This window comes from Nocardioides sp. TRM66260-LWL, assembly GCF_020075545.1.
Classification (GTDB): Bacteria; Actinomycetota; Actinomycetes; order Propionibacteriales; family Nocardioidaceae; genus Nocardioides.
On the sequence record NZ_JAIQZK010000001.1, the window covers coordinates 358,228 to 374,736 of the forward strand.

Below are 16,509 nucleotides of genomic sequence, written 5' to 3' on the forward strand. Positions count from 1 at the left end.
ACGCGCGTAACCGGCGCGAGGACGTCTCGTTGGGATGAGTGCACCCGGCACATGCTCCCTCCCAACAGTGAGCCGGGATGCGGTCCAGGCGCTGTCCAACAGGTGCGTGGACGCGCAGGGCCCGGCCATCCCTCCCTCCCCGGCCGGGCCCTGCTGCATGTCCGGGGTCATCCGGCCCCCGTGCAGCGACGGGTCGTCCAGCGCGGGCGGCCCGCGACGTCGGCGGGCGCCGCGCGTCAGTAGAGTGCGGCCATGACGCAGGCCGCCCCGGAGACCGCTCCGGACCACGACCTCGTGCTCGTCGTCGACTTCGGCGCGCAGTACGCCCAGCTCATCGCCCGACGCGTGCGGGAGGCGCGGGTCTACTCCGAGATCGTGCCGCACTCGATGCCGGTCGAGCAGATGCTCGCCCGCCGGCCGAAGGCGGTCATCCTCTCCGGCGGCCCGTCCTCGGTGTACGCCGACGGCGCGCCGTCCCTCGACGTCGCGCTGCTGACGTCGGGCACCCCCGTGTTCGGCATGTGCTACGGCTTCCAGCTGATGGCCCAGGGCCTCGGCGGCGAGGTGGCCGCCACCGGTGCCCGGGAGTACGGCCGGACGCCGGTCGTCGTCTCCGAGCCGGGCACGCTCCTGGCCGACGTCCCGGCCGAGCACCGCGTGTGGATGTCGCACGGCGACTCCGTCGTCGCGGCGCCCGCGGGCTTCACCGTGCTCGCCTCCACCCCCGACACCCCGGTCGCGGCGTTCGAGAACGTCGAGGCCGGCCTGGCCGGCGTCCAGTGGCATCCCGAGGTGCTGCACTCCGAGCACGGCCAGCGGGTGCTGGAGCACTTCCTGCTCGACATCGCCGGCTGCCGCCAGACCTGGACGATGGTCAACATCGTCGAGGAGCAGGTCGAGCGCATCCGCGCCGAGGTCGGCGACGCCCGGGTCATCTCGGCGCTCTCCGGCGGTGTCGACTCCGCCGTCTCCACCGCGCTGGTGCAGCGGGCCGTCGGCGACCAGCTGACCGCGGTGTTCGTCGACCACGGCCTGCTGCGGGAGGGCGAGGCCGAGCAGGTCGAGCGCGACTACGTGGCCGCCACTGGCGTCAACCTCAAGGTGGTCGACGCCGCCGACCAGTTCCTCGGCTTCCTCGACGGCGTCACCGACCCCGAGGAGAAGCGCAAGATCATCGGGCGCGAGTTCATCCGCACCTTCGAGGCCGCCGAGCGCGAGGTGCTGGCCACCCCCGGCCCCCCGGTGCGCTTCCTCGTGCAGGGCACGCTCTACCCCGACGTCGTGGAGTCCGGCGGCGGCGAGGGCGCGGCGAACATCAAGAGCCACCACAACGTCGGGGGTCTCCCTGACGACCTGCAGTTCAGCCTGATCGAGCCGCTGCGCACCCTGTTCAAGGACGAGGTGCGCGAGGTCGGCCGGCAGCTCGGCATCCCCGAGGCGATCGTCGCGCGCCACCCGTTCCCCGGGCCCGGCCTGGCGATCCGCATCGTCGGCGCCGTCGACCGCGACCGGCTGGCGATCCTGCGCGCGGCCGACGCGATCGTCCGCGAGGAGACCACCGCGGCCGGGCTCGACGCCACCATCTGGCAGTTCCCGGTCGTCCTGCTCGCCGACGTCCGGTCGGTGGGCGTCCAGGGCGACGGCCGCACCTACGGCCACCCGATCGTCCTGCGTCCGGTCACCTCCGAGGACGCCATGACGGCCGACTGGGGCCGGCTGCCCTACGAGGTGCTCGAGCGCATCTCGACCCGCATCACCAACGAGGTGCGCGAGGTCAACCGGGTCGTCCTCGACATCACCTCCAAGCCGCCGGGCACGATCGAGTGGGAGTGAGGCTGCGGCGCACCCTGGCGCGCGTGATCCTGCGCCTCATGCGGTGGCGCACAAAGGGCGAGCTGCCGGAGTCGGCGATCCTGGTCGGCGCGCCGCACACGTCCAACTGGGACTGGGTGCTGACGCTGCTGCTGGCCTGGGACTACGGCGTCACGATCCGGCTGCTGGTCAAGGACTCGCTGTTCAAGGGCCCGCTGGCGCCCCTGCTGCGGGCCACCGGAGCGGTGTCGCTGGACCGCGCGGCGCCGAGGGCGACGATCGACGCGCTGCTGGCCGAGCAGGCGTCGTCCTCGACCTTCCTGCTGGGCCTCGCCGCCGAGGGCACCCGCTCGCGGGGGGAGTACTGGAAGTCCGGCTTCTACCGGCTCTCCCAGCAGACCGGCCTGCCGATCACCCTGGCCTTCCTCGACGCGCCCAGCCGCACCGTCGGCTGGGGGCCGACGTTCCACCCCAGCGGCGACGTGCGTGCCGACATGGACCGCGTGCGGGAGTTCTACGCCCCGATCACCGGCATCCGGCCCGAGGGGTTCACCCCGCCGCGGCTGCGCGAGGAGGACGGCGCGGCCTGAGCCGTCGTCCGCGGCCGCGCGGTGGGCCTCAGAGCGGCGTCAGGGCAGGCGTGGGTCGATGATCGTCAGCCCCGCGAGGTCGGCGGCGTCGAACCGGGGGAGCAGGTCGGCGGCCTCGGCGAGACCGATCGTCCGCTCGACGAGCCGCTGCGGCTGCAGCGCGCCGTCGGCGACCAGCCGCAGCAGCGCGGGGTAGTCGGCGGCGGCCATGCCGTGGCTGCCGAGCACGTCGAGCTCCCAGCCGATCACCCGCGCCATCGGGACGCGCGGGTGCCCGTCCACCGGCGGCAGCAGGCCGATCTGCACGTGCCGGCCGCGGCGGCGCAGCGACAGGATCGCGGCGGCCGCGGCGTCCGGGTGCCCGACGGCGTCGACGGCGACGTGCGCGCCGCCCTCGGCGGTCTCCAGGATCGCAGCGGCGGTCTCCTCGGGTGTGCCGCCGACCCGGACGACGTGGTCGGCGCCCAGGTCGCGGGCGGCCGCGAGCGCGCGGTCGTGTCGGTCGACGACCACCACTCGGGCGCCGATCGCCCGGCCGATCATCGCGGCGCTCAGGCCGACGCCGCCGGCCCCCACAACGAGGAGGGTCTCGCCGGATCGCAGACGTGCCCGGGCGACGAGGCCGCGGTACGCCGTGGCGAACCGGCAGCCCAGCGCGGCGGCCGCGCCGGCGTCCAGCCCGTCGGGCAGGGCGACGAGGTTCGCGTCCGCCGCGTGCAGCACGACCTGCTCGGCGAAGGAGCCCCAGTGCGTGAAGCCCGGCTGCGTCTGCTGCGGGCACACCTGCGCGTCGCCCTGGCGGCACCACTCGCAGCGGCCGCAGCCGCACACGAACGGCACGGTGACGCGGCGACCGGCCGTCCAGCGCTCGACGCCGGCGCCGACGGCCACGATCTCGCCCGCGAGCTCGTGGCCCGGGACGTGCGGGAACGCGACGTCGTCGTCGTGGCCCGCCCAGGCGTGCCAGTCGGAGCGGCACAGCCCCGTGGCCTCGACCCGCACGACGACGCCGCCCGGCGGCGGTGCGGGCTCGGGGAGGTCCCGCACCGCGGCCGGCCCCGCGGCGCGGTCCACGACGAGGGCGCGCATGCTCGCGGCGACGCTCAGCGGCTGCGCTTGCGCTCGGCCTTGACGACCTTCTTGGTGCGGTGGCGCAGCTGGATGATGCGCAGCGAGCCGGCGATGGCCGTGAGCAGGATGCCTGCCGCGGTGGCGACGAGCAGCACGACGGCCACCGAGGCCTGGCCCTCGAAGGTGAGGAAGCGGACGGTGGTGCGCTGGGTGTTCTGGGCGATGAAGATGATCAGCAGCACGAGCACGATGCCGAGCCCGACGGTGGCGGCGTAGAAGCCGCTCGTGCGCGAGCCCCGCAGCGGGTCGGCGACCGGCGCGGGCGGAGTCGGCTGGGCGGGACCGGTGGCGCCGGTCGTGCCGGTGGCGTCGGGGACGACGGGGTCACCGGCGGGACGCGGGTCTGCAGGCGTGCTCATGCCGCAGAAGGTAGCGGCTCCCCGCCGCGCCGGCGGCCACCCGCCGGGGTGCTGGGACGGCCGCCCCACACGGGGAGAAGTGGTCCAGACCACCCTGTCGATCGGGGGTGAGTGCGTGACTTCTTCGTGCCAGTGTCCTAAAGTTCTCAACGAACCGCTGGTGACCCGAGACGCCAGCGGTTCTCTACTTCCCGGACGCGATCGCCCTCCCCACGGGCTCGAGCACGTCCGCGGCGAAGCGCTCCAGCCCGTCGAGCTTCTGCTCCAGGCCGGCGTCCAGCCCGTGGTAGTAGGCCCACGGCATCGTCATGACGTCGGTGACGCCGCGCTCGTGCGCCTCGACGAACTGCTCGGGCAGGAAGGCGTCGGTGAGCGCGGTGATCACCGAGAAGTCGCCGTCCGCGCCCTGCTCCTCCCGGAGCTCCGCGAGCCGGCGCGCATGGGCGGCGGCCTCGTCGACGGTGAACAGGTCGCCCACCCAGCCGTCGTGCCGTGCCGCCCGGCGGAAGGCCGCCTCGGAGAGCCCGCCGACGTAGACCGGCACCCGCGTCGGCGGCGACGGCTCGACCGTCAGCGGCGGGGCGAGGTAGTGCCGACCCGCGAACGACCGGACGCCGGGCCGCCACAGCTCCTCGAGCAGCGCGAGGGCGTCGTCGGTGCGCGACGCGCGGGTGCGGAAGTCCTGTCCGAGCAGGTCGAACTCCTCCCGGCACCAGCCGATGCCGACGCCCAGCGCGACCCGCCCGCCCGAGAGCGCGGCGGCCGTCGAGACCGACTTCGCGACCTGGAAGGGGTTGCGCAGCGCGACGACGTAGACCGAGGAGAAGAACCGCAGCCGCGTCGTGATCGCGGCGAGCGCGCCGGTGAGCACCCACGGGTCGGGCCACGGGGTGCCCGCCGGCCAGCGCCGCGAGCCGTCGAGCGTGTACGGGTACGGGGTCTCGAGCTCCTCCAGGTCGACGACGTGGTCGGGCATCGCCAGGGCGTGGTAGCCGAGGCGGTCGGCCGCCATCGCGAGCGCCGGCAGCTCCTCCAGCGGGAGGTAGGCCGTGCTGAGGGAGAAGCGCATCCGCCCACCCTAGGGCGAATGCGAGAACGTGTTCTACCGGTTCGGCTCAGCCGTCCAGATCGGTGGGATCCTCGACGTCCTCGATGACGTGCACGGCCGCCTCCTCCGCCGACGCGCCGGCGCCGTCGATGCCGACCTCGTCGCCGACGAGCGCCTTCTCCGCGTCCTCGCCGAAGCCGGCGTCGGGGTCGACGAGCCGTCCCGCGCGGGCGTCGCCGACCTCGCCGTCGTCGAGCACCTCGTCCTGCGCCGCCGCGGCCTCGTAGGGGTCGGGCTCGGGCTCCTCTTGGGCGATGCGCTGGTCGAGCGTCTCGCCGGTGGCCTCCTCGTACGGCGTGTTGCCGAAGCCCTGTCCGGCCGAGGGGCGCTCCGGCGGGGAGTAGCCGCGGTCGAGCTCGTCCTCGACGTCCCCGCCGTCGAGGGTGTCCTCGGCGATCGGCTGGTCCTCGACGTCGTCGGGGAGGTCAGGGTCCTGCTCGGCGGTGGTCATGGCGCGACCGTAGACAGCCGCGTCCCGGAGCGGCGTCATCCGGCGGGGTGGCCGCCGGGCGAGCGTCACCCGGGGTGCGGCTCCCCGTACAGCGTCGAACGCTCGCGGACGGGACGTCCGATGCCCGCGGCGATCTCGGCGAGCTCCTCGATGGTCTTCGCCGAGCCGTGCTCGGAGCCGGCCATCCGCGAGATGGTCTCCTCCATCAGCGTGCCGCCGAGGTCGTCGGCGCCCGAGCGGAGCATCGCGCGGGTGCCCTCGACGCCGAGCTTCACCCAGGACGTCTGGACGTGGTCGATGCGACCGTGCAGCAGGATCCGCGCCATCGCGTGCACGGCGAGGTTGTCGCGCATCGTCGGGCCCGGACGCGCGACGCCGGCCAGGTAGATCGGCGCGCTCGTGTGCACGAACGGCAGCGGGACGAACTCGGTGAACCCGGCCGCGCCGTGCTCGCGGGCGGCGTCCTGGATGCGCGAGAGCACCCGCAGGTGGCCGATCCAGTGCCGCGGGTGGTCGACGTGGCCGTACATCATCGTCGAGGTCGTCGGGATGCCGAGCCGATGCGCGGTGGTGACGATCTCGACCCAGGTGCGCGTCGGCAGCTTGCCCTTGGTGAGCACCCAGCGCACCTCGTCGTCGAGGATCTCCGCGGCGGTGCCGGGCAGCGAGCCGAGGCCGGCCTCGCGCACCTTGATCAGGAAGTCCTCGATCGAGAGGCCCGTGCGCGCGGTGCCGTTGACGACCTCCATCGGGGAGAACGCGTGGACGTGCATCTCCGGCACCCGGGCGCGCACGGCCTCGACGAGGTCGACGTAGGCGGTGGCGGGCAGCTCGGGGTCGATGCCGCCCTGCATGCACACCTCGGTGGCGCCCAGTCGCCAGGCCTCCTCGGCGCGGTCGGCCACCTGGTCGAGGGAGAGCGAGTAGGCGTCGGCGTCGGTGCGTCGCTGGGCGAAGGCGCAGAACCGGCAGCCGACGTAGCAGACGTTGGTGAAGTTGATGTTCCGGTTGACCACGTAGGTGACGTCGTCGCCGACGGTCTCGCGGCGCAGGTCGTCGGCGAGCCGGCGGACCTGCTCGAGCAGGTCGCCGTCGGCGGTGACGAGGGTGAGCGCGTGCTCGTCGGACAGGCCGCCGGGATCGCGCTCGGCCGCCGCGAGCGCCTCGCGGCCCTCCGCGTGCAGCACGGCCGGCGCCCCGGCGGTGACGGAGGCGGCGTCGCGCACGGCGTCCCAGTCGCCGTACACGTCGGCGAAGTCGGAGCGGCGCTCGTCGGTGCGCCCCTCGGCGTCGACGCGGACGTGCAGGTCGGTGCGGCCGCGTCCGCCCGCGTGGGCGAACCCGCCGTCGGGCTCCTGCCAGGGCAGGCCGCTGGGCCGGACGCCCGGACGTGCGAGGCCGTCGGGCGTGGCGAGGGCCGCCACATGGGCGGAGACCCGCGGATCGAGCCAGGGCTCGCCCTGCCGCACGTACTCGGGGTGCACCGTCAGCCGCGGGGCCAGGGTCAGGCCGCAGGCCTCGGTGATCTGCCGCAGCCGCTTGAGGGAGGGCCACGGACGCTCGGGGTTGACGTGGTCGGGCGTCAGCGGGGAGACGCCGCCCCAGTCGTCGACGCCGGCGCCGAGCAGCAGCCGGCACTCCTCGAGGTCGACCAGGTTCGGGGGCGCCTGCACCCGGGCCCGCGGCCCGAGGACGAGCCGGGTGACGGCGATCGCCGCGCGGTACTCCTCGAGCGCGAGGTCGTCGACGTGGCGCATCGCGGTCTGCGGCTTGGCCCGGAAGTTCTGGACGATCACCTCCTGCACCGCGCCGTACGCGCGGGCGGTGCGCCGCAGCGCGAAGACCGTGTCGGCCCGCTCGGCCCGGGTCTCGCCGATGCCGACCAGCAGGCCGGTGGTGAAGGGGATCGAGAGCCGGCCGGCGTCCTCCAGCACCCGCAGCCGGACGTCGGGGTCCTTGTCGGGCGAGCCGTGGTGCGCCTCGCCCCTCGTCTCGAAGAGCCGGCGCGACGTGGTCTCGAGCATCATGCCCATCGACGGCGCGACCGGCTTGAGCCGGTTCATCTCCTCCCACGACATGACGCCGGGGTTCAGGTGGGGGAGCAGGCCGGTCTCCTCCAGCACCCGCACCGCCATCGCGCGCACGTAGGCGAGCGTGGAGTCGTAGCCCTGCTCGTCGAGCCACGCCTGGGCCTCGGGCCAGCGGTCCTCCGGGCGATCGCCGAGGGTGAACAGCGCCTCCAGGCAGCCCAGCGCCGCGCCCTCGCGGGCGATCGCCAGGATCTCGTCGGGGGAGAGGTAGGGCGCGCGCCCCTCCCGCGCCGCCTGGGCCGGCGTCTCGACGAACGTGCAGTAGTGGCAGCGGTCGCGACACAGCCGGGTGACCGGGATGAACACCTTCGGCGAGTAGGTGACCACGCCCGCGCGGCCGGCCGCCACGAGACCGGCGTCGCGCACGGCGGCGGCCGCCGCGCAGAGCCGGTCGAGGTGCTCGCCCCGGGCGGCGAGGAGGACGGCGGCCTCGGCGGCGTCGAGGCTCGCGCCCCGCTCCGCGCGGGCCAGGGCCCGGCGGATCTGCTGGGGGGTGGGGACCGACTCGTCGGGTGACGCAGCGCTCACCTCGTCAGGCTAACGGTCGCTCGGTCGGGTCCGGGCGGGGGCTCCTCGCCGCCGGCGTCGGTCGGGCCGCCGGCGTCGAGGTCGCCGCGACCACCGCGGGCCAGGCGCGAGGGCCACCAGATGCGATCGCCCAGATCGAGGTTGATCGCCGTGACCAGCACCGACCGGACGATCATCGTGTCGAGCAGCACCCCGAGCGCGACCGCGGTGCCGAGCTCGGCGAGGAACACCAGCGGCAGCGTGCCGAGCACCGCGAAGGTCGCGGCGAGCACCAGGCCGGCGGAGGTGATCACCCCGCCGGTCGAGGACAGCGCGGTGAGCGAGCCGGCCCGGGTGCCGTGGCGGATCGCCTCCTCGCGCACCCGCGTCATCAGGAAGATGTTGTAGTCGATGCCCAGGGCCACGAGGAACACGAACGCGAAGAGCGGGAAGCCGGGGTCGGCGCCGGCGAAGCCGAAGACGTGCCGGAAGAGCAGCGCCGAGAGGCCGAGCGCCGCGCCGAAGGAGAGGACGACCGTGGCGAGCAGGATCAGCGGCGCCGCGAGCGCTCGCAGCAGCAGGACCAGGATCAGGAGCACCACCGCGAGCACGAGCGGGATGATCACGCGGCTGTCGCGCGCCGACGCCTGCTGGATGTCGACGTAGAACGCCGAGCCGCCCCCGACCAGCGCGTCGGCGCCCGGCACGGCGTGCACGGCCTCCCGCGCGGCGCGGACCTGGGCGAAGGCCTGCGGCGAGGAGACGTCGCCGGCGACGGCCGCCGTCAGGTAGACCCGCCCCTCGCCGATCGGCGTCGCCTCGCCGGGACGTCCGAGGCCCTCCACGCCGCGCAGCGCTGCGGCGACCTGGTCGGCGCGGTCGGCGTTCGCGACCACCTGGACAGTGTTGGAGGTGTCGAACAGGTCGTGGGCCACGAGCACCTTCTGGCCCTTGATGGAGTCGAACTCCTTCGTGTAGCTCTCCTCGGTCGACAGCCCCGACGTGTCGAGCTGCAGCAGCCCGAGGCAGGCGACGCCGAGCACGAGCGTCGTGCCGACCCACACGCGCCGGGGCCGGGGGCCGATCAGTCGGCCGACCCGCGCCCACAGGCCGCTGTCGGTGGGCTCGGCGGAGCCGGGCGTCGGACGCTGGGGCCAGAAGATCCACCGTCCGCACACGACCAGCAGCGCGGGCAGCGCGGTGACCATGACGAGCACCGTGACGGCCACGCCGATGGCGTTGACCGGCCCGAGGCCGGCGGTGGAGTTCAGCTCGGCGGCGAGCAGGCAGAGCATGCCCATGGCGACGGTGGCCGCGCTGGCCAGGATCGCCGGCGCGGCCCGGTGCAGCGCCTCGGCCATGGCCTCGTGCCGGCTCTCGTGCCGGCGCAGCTCCTCGCGGTAGCGCGCGATCAGCAGCAGCGCGTAGTCGGTGCCCGCGCCGATGACCAGGATGCTGAGGATCGCCTGGCTCTGCCCGTTCACCGTGAGCCCCGCGTGCTTCGCCAGCAGGTAGATCAGGCCCTCGCTGATCATCAGCGCCATGACCGAGCACAGGATCGGCAGGATCCACAGCACCGGGCTGCGGTAGGTGAGCAGCAGGATCACCACGACGATGCCCAGCGTCGCGAGGAGCAGCGTGGTGTCGAGCCCGCCGAAGGCCTCCGCGGCGTCGGCCGCCTGGCCGCCGAAGCCGGCCAGGTGCACGGTGACGCCGTCGATGCGGGTGATCTCGCGGATCCGGTCGGCGGCGGGCGGGATGTCGTTCCAGCCGTTGGCGCCGAAGTTGAACGTCAGCGCGGTGACGGCGGCCTCGCCGTCGCGCGAGTAGCCGCCGAAGCCGGCCGCCGCGGCCGTCGCCGGGGTGACGACGGGGCCGGTGACGCCGTCGATGCGCCCGAGCTCGACGGCCTGCTGCTCGATCGCCTGCTTGTCGGCGGCCGTCAGCCCGCCGCGCCGCTCGTAGACGACGAGCGTGGGGATGTCGTTCGGGTCGACCGTCGCGGACAGCTGGTTCGCGACCTCGGTGGACTCGGCGGTCGCGGGGAGGAACGAGGACGCCTCGTTGTTCTGCACCTCGGTGAGTCGTCCGGCCAGCGGCATGAGCAGGCCGACGGCGACCAGCACCAGGGCCAGCACGGCCCAGGACGAGCGGGGGCCGGCGAGGCGTCCGGCGACGCGATGCGTGGGGGGCATGGGAGTACTCCAGCAGAGTGCGCCGACGCCCGGGAGGGGATCGGCCGAGGCAGGGACGTCCCGAGATCGTCGACGCCGGGCCGCCCGTGGGCGACCCGGCGTCGGGTGGTGCAGGTGGTGCGGGTGACGCAGGTGGTGCGGACGGCTCAGATGCCGAGGCTGCGACCGATGATCTCCTTCTGGATCTCGGTCGTGCCGCCGTAGATGGTCTGGATGCGGCTGTCGATGAACGCCTTGGCGATCGGGTACTCGAGCATGTAGCCGTAGCCGCCGTGCAGCTGGACGCCGCGGTCGACGAGCTTGGTCTGCAGCTCGGTGGTCCACCACTTGGCCATCGAGGCGAGCGCGGTGTCGGCCTCGCCGGCGTTCAGCTTGGTGACGCACTCGTTGATGAAGGTGCGCGCGATGTAGACCTCGGTGGCCATCTCGGCGAGCAGGAAGCGGTTGTGCTGGAACTTGCCGATCGGCTTGCCGAAGGCCTCGCGCTGCTTGGCGTAGTCGAGGCACAGGTTCAGCACGTGCTCGCACGCGGCCACGGCGATGACGCCGATGGAGATGCGCTCCTGCGGCAGGTTCTCCATCAGGTAGATGAAGCCGTGGCCCTCCTGGCCCAGGAGGTTCTCCTTGGGGACGATGACGTTGTCGAAGAAGAGCTCGCCGGTGTCCTGCGCCTTCATGCCGACCTTGTCGAGGTTGCGGCCGCGCTCGAATCCCTCCATGCCGCGCTCGACGACGAGCAGGCTGAAGCCGAGGTGGCCGGCGTCGGGGTCGGTGCGGGCGACGACGATGACGAGGTCGCTCATGATGCCGTTGGAGATGAACGTCTTCGAGCCGTTGAGGACGTAGTGATCGCCCTTGTCGACCGCGCTGGTGCGCAGGCCCTGGAGGTCCGAGCCGGCGCCCGGCTCGGTCATCGCGACGGCGGAGATGATGTCGCCGGAGACCAGGCCCGGGAGCCAGCGCTGCTTCTGCTCCTCGGTGCCGAGGGAGGAGATGTAGGGCACGACGATGTCGGTGTGCAGCGGGAAGCCGAGGCCGCTCGCGCCGACCTTCGAGATCTCCTCGGAGACGACCGCGTTGTAGCGGAAGTCCTTGAGCCCCAGGCCGCCGTACTGCTCCTCGACGTCGAAGGACAGCAGGCCGGTGGCGCCGGCCTTGCGCCAGACCTCGCGGTCGACGTGCCCGTCCTTCTCCCACTGGTCGTGGAAGGGGACGACCTCCTTCTCCAGGAAGGTCCGCACCATCTGGCGGAAGTCCTCGTGCTCCTGCTCGTAGATGGACGTGGGCGTGGCCATGGCTACCTCCGGGATCGCTGCGCTCCGGCGCCCTGACGCGCCGGGTGACTGTGACACCCCTACTGTGACAGCGATGCTGTCATGGTTCAACCCGGGTCTGCGGATCGGACGACTACCTGCCCCGCGTGGGCCGCGCGACGGCTAGCGTGCGGCCTGTGTCCGAGCCGTCCGATCCCGTCGCGCTGCCCGAGGGCGAGGTCGGCCTGACCGTCGACGAGCTCGCCGCGGCGTCCGGGCTCACCGTGCGCACCACCCGCTACTACGCCTCGCTCGGCCTGCTGCCGCCGCCCGAGCGGCGCGGCCGCGTCGCGTACTACGGCTCGCTGCACCTCGCGCGGCTCGAGCTGGTGCGGGCCCTGCAGGACCATGGGTTCACGCTCCAGGCGATCGAGCGGTTCCTCGCCTCGGTGCCCGACGACGCCGGCGTCGAGGACCTCGCGCTCCAGCGCGCGATGCTCACCTCGTGGTCCGGGGGGCCCGCCGAGCGGCTCGACCGCGCCGCGCTCGACGAGCGGGCGGGCCGGCCGCTCGCCGACGACGAGGTCGCCGTGCTCGAGCGGATGGGCGTCGTCGACCGCAGCGGCGACGCCTACCTGCCGCTGCCGAGCCTGGCCATCGGCGTGGAGCTGCTCGACCTCGGCATCCCGGCCGAGGCGACGGGCGCGGCCGCCGAGTCGATCCGCGCGCACATGGAGTCGCTCGTCGACGACCTCACCCGCATCCTGCGCACCGACGTCCTCGCCGACTACCGCTCCGCGCACTCGCCCGAGGAGGCGGCCCGGCTCGAGCAGGCGCTGCCGCGGCTGCGCCAGATCACCCTGGAGGCGATCGTCGCCGGCTTCCAGCGGGCCGCCAACGCCGTCATCCAGCGGTCCCTGCTGCGGTAGCGGCATGGCTCGGTTTCGTCGGTTGACCGACGAAACCGTCGCTTGGACGATGAAACTTCATCGGCCAAGCGCCAGTTTCATCGGCTGGCCGATGAAACTGCCAGGCGTCCGATCAGGACACCCACTCCTTGACCTTCGCGATGTCGGCGGCGGGGTCGGCGGAGGCGGGGGTCACCGAGAGGTGCGTGACGCCGGCCTCGGCGAACGCGGCGATGCGCTCCTTGACGTACGACTCGGGACCGACGAGGTTCGCCGCCTCCAGCCACTCGTCGGGGATCAGCGCCTCGGCCTCCTTCTTCTTGCCCGAGAGGTAGAGGTCCTGGATCTCCTTCGCCTCCGCCTCGTAGCCGTACTGGCAGGCGAGGTCGTTGTAGAAGTTCTTGCCCCGCGCGCCCATGCCGCCGACGTAGAGCGCGAACATCGGCCGGACGAGGTCGAGCATGTCCTTGACGTCCTCCCCGATGGCGAGCAGGCCGCCGGCGTTGATCTGCAGCGGGCCGAGGTCGGGGGAGCGCTTGGCCAGGCCCTTCTCCAGCTGTGCGCCCCAGACGTCCTTGGCCTTGCCCGGGTGGAACAGGAAGGGCAGCCAGCCGTCGGCGACCTCGGCGGTCATGGCGACGTTCTTGTCGCCGAGCGCCGCGACCCACAGCGGGACGTCCGCGCGCTCAGGCTTGTTGAGCAGCTTCAGCGGCTTGCCGAGACCGGTGCCCTGGTCGGCCGGCAGCGGCAGCCGGTAGATGCCGTCGGAGGTGAGCGGCTCGCCGCGCAGGCCCTGGCGCAGCAGCGCGATGATCTCGCGGGTGCGCCCGAGCGGACGGTCGTAGGGGACGCCGTGGAAGCCCTCGATCACCTGCGGGCCGGACGCCCCGAGGCCGATGACGGCGCGGCCGCCGGACACGTTGTCCAGGCCGGCGGCGGTCTGCAGCAGCGCACCGGGGGTGCGGGAGTAGATGTTGAGGATGCCGGCGCCGATCTCGACCGTCTCGGTGCGCGCGGCCAGGTAGCCCATGAGCGTGGGGGCGTCGAAGCCGTAGGGCTCGGCGACCCAGATGAGGTCCAGGCCGGCCTTCTCCAGGGCGGCGACCTGGTCGGCGCTCTCGCGCGGGTTGCCGGCGTAGACGAGCTGCGTCGTGATCTTCATCGGGTCCTCTTCGTCGAGTCTCGGGCGAGCGGGTGCGGGGGCGTCTCGGATCGTGACAGTAGCACTGTCACCGTGGGGAGGGGTGCCATGATCCGGGCGTGACCGAGAGCACTCCCGCGCCTGCCGCGGCCCCCGCCCCGTCCGTCATCGCCACCCCCGCCGGCACCGAGATCGCGCCGCCGAGCGCGCCGTTCACCGTGGCCGTCATCGGCGGCACCGGGCCGCAGGGCAAGGGCCTGGGCTACCGGTTCGCCCGGGTCGGCCACACGGTCGTCTTCGGCAGTCGCTCGGCCGAGAAGGGGCAGGCCGTCGCCGACGAGGTGGCCGCCCGCCTCGCCGGGGTCGAGGGCGCCGGTGCCGTCAGCGGAGCCGCGAACGCCGAGGCCGCCGCGCAGGCCGACGTCGTCCTGCTCGCGGTGCCGTGGGACGGCCACGACGAGCTGGTGGCGTCCCTGCCGCTGGCCGGCAAGGTGGTCGTCTCGTGCGTCAACCCGCTCGGCTTCGACAAGCGCGGCGCCTACGGCCTGGTCGTCGACGCCGGCGAGGGCTCGGCCGCCGAGCGCGCCCAAGCGCTCGCGCCCGAGGCCGTCGTGGTCGGCGCGTTCCACAACGTCTCGGCCGTCAGCCTGTGGGAGGACGGCCTGCTCGACGAGGACGTGCTGGTCGTGGGCGACTCCGTGGCCGCCAAGCAGGTCGCCATCGAGCTGGTCGAGGGCGTCAACGGCCGTCGCGGCATCGACGCGGGCAAGCTGCGCCTGGCGCGTCAGCTCGAGCCCTGGACCGCCGTGCTCATCTCGATCAACCGCAAGTACAAGATCCACTCGAGCATCCGGATCACCGGCTTCGACCACTGAGGTCCGCGGGGCCTGCCGGCGGCGATCCGCTCAGCCGGCCAGGCCCTCGACCACCTCGGCGCCCGGCAGCTCGCCGAGCAGCCGCCCCGGCACCAGCAGCTTCGAGCGGCGCAGTCCCGAGCCGATCACGGCCACCGGCATCGTCAGGACGCGCGCGTCGACGAGCAGCCGCCAGGGTTCGGGCAGGCCGACGGGCGTGATGCCGCCGAACTCCATGCCGGAGACGCCGACGGCCTCCTCACGCGGCAGGAACGAGGCCTTGCGGACGTCGAGCAGCCGGCGTACGACGCCGTTGACGTCGGCCCGGGTGTCGGCCCGCACCAGGCAGGCGGCGATCCGGGCGTCCTCGCCCCGACGTCCGCCGACGACGACGCAGTTCGCGCCGGTGTCCATGCCGAGGCCGTGGACCTCCGCCAGGGTCGCGGTGTCGGCGTGCTCGGGGTCGATGGCGCAGACCGCGACCGCGGCGGCGTGCGGCCAGGCCTCCAGCGCCGCGGCCACCGGCGGCGCGAGCAGCCCGGGATGCTCGAGCGCCGGCAGCGAGGTCAGGATGCCGAGGGACGGCAAGGACGGTGCGGTCATGACGCCAGCCTGCCCGACGTCACCCACGGTTCACCCGGCGTCCCCCGGGGCGTCGCGGCGAGGCCCCGGCTCGGACGCGCGACCGGGTCACCATCGGCGGCGTGACGGTGCAGCCGCGATCGGCAGTCCAGCCCGCCCCCTCCGCGGCGCTCGCGCCGCCACCGCTCCCGCGCACCGGCACAACCCTGGTCGCGGCCCATCGCGGCGCGAGCGGTCACCGGCCCGAGCACACCCTCGAGGCGTTCCGGACGGCCCTGGCGATGGGCGCCGACGAGCTCGAGCTCGACCTCGTCGCCACCGCTGACGGCGTGCTCGTCGTCCGGCACGAGAGCGACCTGCGCAAGACCACCGACCTCGCGGACCGGCCCGAGCTCGCCGGCCGCTGGCGGGTCGAGGACCTCGCGCTCGCCGAGGTCCGACGCCTCCGGGCACGGGAGCGCCGGCCGGCCCTGCGGCCCGGCTCGGCGGCGCTCGACGGACGACTCGGCGTCGCGACCCTCGGCGACGTGCTCGACCTGGTCGACGAGCACGTCGCCCGGGGCGGCGCGCGGCCGGGGGTGCTGCTCGAGGTCAAGGAGCCGGCGCGCTCGGCCCGGCGCGGGCTGCCCCTGGCCGACCTGCTGGTCGGGGAGCTGACCGGACGGGGCGTCGAGCACGCCAGCTCCGGCGTCAGCATCATGGCCTTCGACCCGGTCTTCCTCCGCGCGCTCGCCCCGCGCGTGGGGCTCCCGCTGGTGCAGCTGGTCGACCGGCACGACCCGTTCGAGCTCACCACCGACGAGGGTCTCCTGGAGGTTCAGCGCTACGCCTCCGGCATCGGCGTGCACCACCGCCTGCTGGCCGGGGACGGCGCGACGCTCCCGACCCGCGCCCACGAGCGGTGGCTCTCGGTGCGCACCTGGACGCTGCGCGCCGAGAGCACCTTCCTGCCGAAGGCCTACCGCCGCCGGGCCCACCCCGACCGCAACCCGCTCGCCCACGGCGACCTCGCCGGCTACGCCGCGCACCTGGCGGGTCTCGGCGTCGACGGGCTGATCACCGATCACCCGGACGTCGTGGGCCCCGCGGTGCGCTGAGGCGTCCCGGGCGTCTGCCACACTCGGGCGCGTGCAGACGATCCGCCTGATCCTCCTCTTCGTCCACCTCCTCGGCTTCGCCGCGCTCTTCGGCGGCCTGCTGGCCCAGGCCAAGGAGCCGGTCAAGCGGGTCAACGCCGCGATGCGCGACGGCGCGGGCACCTCGTTCGTCGCCGGCCTGGCGCTCGTGGGCGTGCTCTCCGCGGGCGACCAGGAGCCGAACAACACCAAGATCGCCGTCAAGCTGCTCATCGGCCTGGTCGTGCTCGGCCTGGTGATGGCGAACCTGCGCAAGGAGCAGATCTCGCAGCGGCTGTGGCTGGCGATCCTCGGGCTCACGACCGCGAACGTCGCGATCGCGGTGTTCTGGTCCTCCGCGCACCACTGGCGCTGACCCGCGCTGTCGGCCGGGCGTGGCCCGGCCGGGCGCG

General features: G+C 73.8%; 15 protein-coding genes. 6 read left to right on the plus strand and 9 right to left on the minus strand.

The annotated features are described in order from the left end of the window. The first annotated feature begins 252 nt into the window (after window positions 1-252). Both guaA and K8Z61_RS01785 read left to right on the plus strand, forming a co-directional pair. Window positions 253-1,833, plus strand: coding sequence for a glutamine-hydrolyzing GMP synthase (gene guaA, locus K8Z61_RS01780; protein WP_224126351.1), 1,581 nt, complete (start codon window positions 253-255; stop codon window positions 1,831-1,833). Window positions 1,834-1,856: 23 nt separating this feature from the next. After that, a complete protein-coding gene (locus tag K8Z61_RS01785) occupies window positions 1,857-2,402 on the plus strand; it encodes a 1-acyl-sn-glycerol-3-phosphate acyltransferase (RefSeq protein WP_224126352.1) in 546 nt (181 codons plus the stop codon). Between the two features lie 39 nt (window positions 2,403-2,441). On the opposite strand, the gene K8Z61_RS01790 is transcribed toward K8Z61_RS01785, so the two are convergent. The 7 genes from K8Z61_RS01790 to K8Z61_RS01820 form a co-directional block, all read right to left on the minus strand. Next, entirely contained in the window at window positions 2,442-3,491 is a 1,050-nt protein-coding gene (locus K8Z61_RS01790) for an alcohol dehydrogenase catalytic domain-containing protein (RefSeq protein WP_224126353.1), read from the minus strand. A gap of 14 nt (window positions 3,492-3,505) precedes the next feature. Next, window positions 3,506-3,892: a lipopolysaccharide assembly LapA domain-containing protein gene (locus tag K8Z61_RS01795; RefSeq protein WP_224126354.1), complete on the minus strand. Its 387-nt coding sequence runs from the start codon at window positions 3,890-3,892 to the stop codon at window positions 3,506-3,508. Between the two features lie 184 nt (window positions 3,893-4,076). Further along, the gene (locus K8Z61_RS01800; RefSeq protein WP_224126355.1) at window positions 4,077-4,961 is read right to left on the minus strand and encodes a TIGR03619 family F420-dependent LLM class oxidoreductase; all 885 of its coding nucleotides are present in this window, start codon (window positions 4,959-4,961) and stop codon (window positions 4,077-4,079) included. Window positions 4,962-5,007: 46 nt separating this feature from the next. Then, a complete protein-coding gene (locus K8Z61_RS01805; RefSeq protein ID WP_224126356.1) occupies window positions 5,008-5,451 on the minus strand; it encodes a DUF5709 domain-containing protein in 444 nt (147 codons plus the stop codon). A 65-nt stretch (window positions 5,452-5,516) separates the two neighbouring features. Then, window positions 5,517-8,069: a bifunctional FO biosynthesis protein CofGH gene (locus K8Z61_RS01810; protein ID WP_224126357.1), complete on the minus strand. Its 2,553-nt coding sequence runs from the start codon at window positions 8,067-8,069 to the stop codon at window positions 5,517-5,519. Continuing rightward, the gene (locus K8Z61_RS01815; protein WP_224126358.1) at window positions 8,066-10,243 is read right to left on the minus strand and encodes an MMPL family transporter; all 2,178 of its coding nucleotides are present in this window, start codon (window positions 10,241-10,243) and stop codon (window positions 8,066-8,068) included. Before K8Z61_RS01815 ends, K8Z61_RS01810 begins: the two co-directional genes overlap by 4 nt. Window positions 10,244-10,389: 146 nt before the next feature. Further along, complete coding sequence (locus K8Z61_RS01820) at window positions 10,390-11,538, minus strand: acyl-CoA dehydrogenase family protein (RefSeq protein ID WP_224126359.1); 1,149 nt, start codon at window positions 11,536-11,538, stop codon at window positions 10,390-10,392. A gap of 155 nt (window positions 11,539-11,693) precedes the next feature. Between K8Z61_RS01820 and K8Z61_RS01825 the strand changes: the two genes are divergently transcribed. Beyond that, the gene (locus tag K8Z61_RS01825; protein ID WP_224126360.1) at window positions 11,694-12,425 is read left to right on the plus strand and encodes a MerR family transcriptional regulator; all 732 of its coding nucleotides are present in this window, start codon (window positions 11,694-11,696) and stop codon (window positions 12,423-12,425) included. Between the two features lie 112 nt (window positions 12,426-12,537). Here K8Z61_RS01825 and K8Z61_RS01830 read toward each other — a convergent pair whose 3' ends face one another. Next, on the minus strand, window positions 12,538-13,566 hold the full coding sequence (locus tag K8Z61_RS01830) for an LLM class F420-dependent oxidoreductase (RefSeq protein WP_224126361.1): 1,029 nt from the start codon (window positions 13,564-13,566) through the stop codon (window positions 12,538-12,540). A gap of 98 nt (window positions 13,567-13,664) precedes the next feature. On the opposite strand from K8Z61_RS01830, the gene npdG reads away from it, so the two are divergent. After that, window positions 13,665-14,420 carry an NADPH-dependent F420 reductase gene (gene npdG / locus K8Z61_RS01835; RefSeq protein ID WP_224126362.1) on the plus strand — a complete coding sequence of 252 codons (756 nt, stop codon included), beginning with the start codon at window positions 13,665-13,667 and terminating at the stop codon, window positions 14,418-14,420. A gap of 30 nt (window positions 14,421-14,450) precedes the next feature. Here npdG and K8Z61_RS01840 read toward each other — a convergent pair whose 3' ends face one another. Then, on the minus strand, window positions 14,451-15,002 hold the full coding sequence (locus K8Z61_RS01840; protein ID WP_224126363.1) for a YbaK/EbsC family protein: 552 nt from the start codon (window positions 15,000-15,002) through the stop codon (window positions 14,451-14,453). 101 nt (window positions 15,003-15,103) lie between these two features. Between K8Z61_RS01840 and K8Z61_RS01845 the strand changes: the two genes are divergently transcribed. Together K8Z61_RS01845 and K8Z61_RS01850 are read left to right on the plus strand one after the other, a co-directional pair. After that, window positions 15,104-16,078, plus strand: coding sequence for a glycerophosphodiester phosphodiesterase family protein (locus K8Z61_RS01845; RefSeq protein WP_224126364.1), 975 nt, complete (start codon window positions 15,104-15,106; stop codon window positions 16,076-16,078). A 31-nt stretch (window positions 16,079-16,109) separates the two neighbouring features. Beyond that, window positions 16,110-16,472 carry a hypothetical protein gene (locus K8Z61_RS01850; RefSeq protein ID WP_224126365.1) on the plus strand — a complete coding sequence of 121 codons (363 nt, stop codon included), beginning with the start codon at window positions 16,110-16,112 and terminating at the stop codon, window positions 16,470-16,472. Window positions 16,473-16,509: the final 37 nt, after the last annotated feature.